The organism is uncultured Campylobacter sp., from assembly GCF_938045625.1.
Taxonomy (GTDB): domain Bacteria; phylum Campylobacterota; class Campylobacteria; order Campylobacterales; family Campylobacteraceae; genus Campylobacter_A.
The window spans coordinates 1-4,079 of sequence record NZ_CALIAV010000096.1; the positions used below are offsets into that span (position 1 = coordinate 1).

Below are 4,079 nucleotides of genomic sequence, written 5' to 3' on the forward strand. Positions count from 1 at the left end.
ATCTTGCGATGAATTTAAATGTTGCGACGAAATTTTCGACCGAAGATAGAACATGCAGTTCATCGAGGGAGGAAATTTCTAGCTCATTTAAAGGCGCGCAAGAGACGAGCCGCCAAAAAGCAAAATTTACTCGCCGAATATATCAAGTTTTTTGTCATATTCTTTTGTTTCCACCCCAAAAAACCCCAGCAGCGAACTAAAAACATTATCGTGCGAGACGGCGTCGTCTTTTTGTGCGCGCAGGCGAGATAGTGTCGCTTCGTCGCTTGCATACGCCATCATAGGTATGTGCTTTTGCGTCTCGGGTGCGATGGCGTAGGGCATGCCGTGCAGGTAGATGCCGTTTTCGCCCAGGCTCTCGCCGTGATCAGAGAAGTACCAAACCGCGCTCTTATCGCCGCCCGCGTCCTTGACCGCCTTTATCACCTCGTCAACAAAAAAATCGGTAAAAAGCAGCGTGTTGTCGTAGGTATTTACGATGCTTTCGCTATCGCAGGAGCTAAGCTCGCTCGTGTCGCAAGTCGGGGTAAATTTACGAAATTCACTCGGATAACGCGCGTAGTAGGCCGGTCCGTGCGAGCCTTGCAGATGCAGGACGATGATCTCGTTTTGCGCGAGATTTTCGAGGTGTTTTTTGAGGGAGGGCAGCATATTCGTATCGTATCCCGCGTCAAAATACTCGACGTCGCCTGCGTCCAAACGGTCACAAACGCCCTTGCACTTGCCCGAGTTGTTGCCTAGCCACACGACCTTGACGCCTACGCGTTTTAGGATATCAAGCGCGTTTTCGCTAAATTCTTTGCTGCTGTATTCTTTTCTCGTGGATTTTGAAAACAAGCACGGTAGCGAGACCGCCGTAGCCGTTCCGCAGGAGCGAACGTCACCGAAATAGACCAAATTTGGCTCATTTTTCGTATAAAAATTCGTATCGTTTTTGGCGTATCCGCCGAGCGAATAGTTTTTCGCGCGGGCCGTTTCACCGACGATCAGCACCATCAGCCGTCGCTCGCGGCTTGGCCTCATCGTCGCGTCCGTGCCGATTTGTTTAAATTCGGGCTTGAAAAACTCGAGTTTTACGTATTTTTGCGCCGCGTAAATCGGATAAAACGGCAGGTTGTAGGCTCTAATGAAGCTGTTTTCGCGAAAAAACGGGATTATGGATTTGGTTTGCGGTAAAAATAGAGCTGCCGCGAGCGCTAAAAAGCCGAAAAATGCCACAAATTTGACCTTTAGATGTCGCCTCGCGCCGCCGTACTCGATCCTCGTAAACGCGACCAAAAGGCAGGGCAAAACGCCCAAAAATAGCATGTAGCAAACGAGTTTTGGATTTAAAAAGCTTAACACCTCGCCAGCGTCCGTTTGTGCGACGTTTCTTATCATTTCGCTATCGATTATGATGCCGTAGCTTTGCATGAAGTAGCTGCTTCCGCACGTAATGGCAATCGCAGCGATACTAACGGGCTTAGCAAGATAGGGCAAAAAAACGAGCGAAAAGAGCGCGCAAAGCAGCGAAAAATAGATAATGGGCAGGCTCACGGCCATAGGCGCGTCCGCGTCAAAACTAAGCTTTGAGTAGGCGAATTTAAATAATGCGAAATTTAGCGCGGCGATAAAAATGGCGTTTAAAAGCGTAAATTTAAACCAAGAAATACGTAGCTTCATAGCTTTCCTAATATTGATAATAAGAGTGAAACTTTATCCAAAAAAAGCTTAAAGCTTTAGTCTTTAGCGGTAAAATTTGAGCTCAAATTTGACGTTAGATATAAATTTGAACTTTTAAATTTAGATTTTGGTGCAAATTTGGTAGTCACTTTGGTCAAATTTTACTCGTTAAAATGCCAGCGCAAACAGCGTCCAAGCCCAAGTTATCGCAGCTGTGCCGATAGAGATGCAAACGGCGGCAGAGGCGCAGTCTTTGGCGATTTTGGCTAACGGATGAAAGTCCGGCGAAACGAGATCTACTACCGCTTCTATCGCGGTATTTAGGCACTCGCAGATCAAAACGAGTCCGAAAACGGCGATCAGTAGCGCATGCTGTGCGGCAGAAACGGGTAAAAATAGCGAAACTACCGCGAGCGGGACGATGACGCAAAGCTCAGTGCGAAACGCCGCCTCGTTTTTTAGCATCGCGGCAAGCCCCTCGAACGCAAATTTGGAGTTTTTGAAAAAGTTGTATTTTGGTTTCATATTTTGCCTTTAAATTTGCGCAATGATAGCGTAAATTTGCTTTATAAGGCGCTTTTGCGGACGGCGCGGTTATTTAAGCGTAGCCAAATTTACCGCTCAAATTTGAAAAATTTGGCTTACATAATTTATTCGTCCGAAATTTTTGAGGTTTTATAAAGTAACCAAAAAGCCGTCACTCCGATAAGCGCAAAGCTCGCGACCATAGGCGTTAGCGTACCCCGAAACATCTGTCCGATCGCGACTCCGATAGGAAGCGAAACAAAGGTCGAAACCGAGCCGATCAGCGCAGCCGCCATGCCTGCGATCTTGCCCATGGGCTCCATCGCCATCGCGTTTAGGTTACCAAAAAGTATGCTCACGCAAAAAAAGCTGCTCATACAAAACGCCATAAAAGCCCACAGCGGCGGCACTCCGTCATACGCGAGGACGACTGGCAAAAACGCGACCGCTATGACGCAAAACGCCCCCATCGCTCGCAGGCTAAGGTAGCGCATGCCGTAGATCATCACGAGCTTTGCGTTTATCATCGACGCGACGCCAAGGGCCAGAGCGTTTATAGCAAAATATATAGGAAACTCGTCACCTAGCTTGTAACTTACCTCAAAAATCTGCTGTGCGGTGCTGATATAGCTCAAAAACATCCCAAAAATCAGCCCCAAAACGATGGTGTAGCCTGCGGTGCGCCTGTTTTGCACAACCTGCGCGGCCTCGCGTTTTATCAAATTTAGGCTAAATTTATTGCGATTTTGCACAGGCAAAGTCTCGCTCTGACGCAGTCCAAACCACGATAGGCACGCAAGTCCCATAAAAGTAAGCATTAAAAATATGCTGCGCCAATTATAAATTTTAAAGATAAAGCCGCCGATGATCGGGGCAAGTGCTGGCACAATGATAAAAACGGCTGCGATAAAGCTCATCACGCGGGCCATCGCGCGCCCCTTATAAAGATCGCGTATGAGCGCCATCGCGATGATCCTAGGGCCCGCAGCGCCTAGCCCCTGCAAAAATCTGCTAGCTAGAAGCGCGGTAAAATCACTCGTGACGACCGAAATAAAGGAGCTCGCCGTAAATATCGCAAGCGCTAGCAGCACGGCATTTCGTCGCCCGATAAAGTCGCTAAGCGGCCCGTAAAATATCTGTCCGACGGCAAAGCCCGCAAACATCGAGGAGATGACGAGCTGGGTTTGATTTATCTGGGTTACACCAAGATCCAGGCCGATCTGCATGAGTGCTGGTAGCATCGCGTCGGTGCTCATCGCTCCAAGCGAGGTAAGAAGCGCCATGAGTGCGATAAATTCAGCAAAAGGTATGGTTTTGGGGATAAATTTCATCTTAAATTCCGCTTTTGGATTTGGGATCAATTGTATAAAAAATAAGCTTAAATTTTGAAGTTGGTTTGGGTGGAAATTGGCGCCAAATTAAATTTGATCTATCTAAAAACCTAGGATCAAATTTGGAGATCAAATTTAAGCCCGCTCTAGTAAACTTGGCTAAATTTAACGCACTAGCAGCGGTTTGAGAAATCCGAAATTTATTGTAAAGTATCAAGAAAAAAATAATGGAGTTAATTGGGTTTGAGTTTTATTGAAGTGCTTTAGATTACAAAAATATGGGATGGTGGTTATAGGCGACTTGACGATGTCTTTAAAAGACCTGGTATTACGCTATTTCTTTAGTAAAAATGCTAAAAATATTTTTAAAATATTTTTGGGTAATTCAGTTTTTAAGGCTCGAAAAAATGGTAATGAAAACTTTACTTTTCAATACAAAAACGCAGATATGCCCTAAAATAGGCACTTCGTGATTTAAGCATTTGCCGTTTTTAAGTTTCAAACGCTTAAACGGCTAAATTTTCTTAAGAATAGGGTATGTTTCACGGCTTTTTTGGCTCG

At 45.9% G+C, this 4,079-nt stretch carries 3 protein-coding genes; all 3 read right to left on the reverse strand.

The features are described from left to right. Positions 1-126 precede the first annotated feature (126 nt). Positions 127-1,662: a phosphoethanolamine transferase gene (locus Q0386_RS08680; RefSeq protein WP_299029860.1), complete on the reverse strand. Its 1,536-nt coding sequence runs from the start codon at positions 1,660-1,662 to the stop codon at positions 127-129. A gap of 168 nt (positions 1,663-1,830) precedes the next feature. Continuing rightward, entirely contained in the window at positions 1,831-2,187 is a 357-nt protein-coding gene (locus tag Q0386_RS08685; protein WP_299029863.1) for a diacylglycerol kinase, read from the reverse strand. A 125-nt stretch (positions 2,188-2,312) separates the two neighbouring features. Next, positions 2,313-3,518: a multidrug effflux MFS transporter gene (locus tag Q0386_RS08690; protein WP_299029866.1), complete on the reverse strand. Its 1,206-nt coding sequence runs from the start codon at positions 3,516-3,518 to the stop codon at positions 2,313-2,315. Positions 3,519-4,079: the final 561 nt, after the last annotated feature.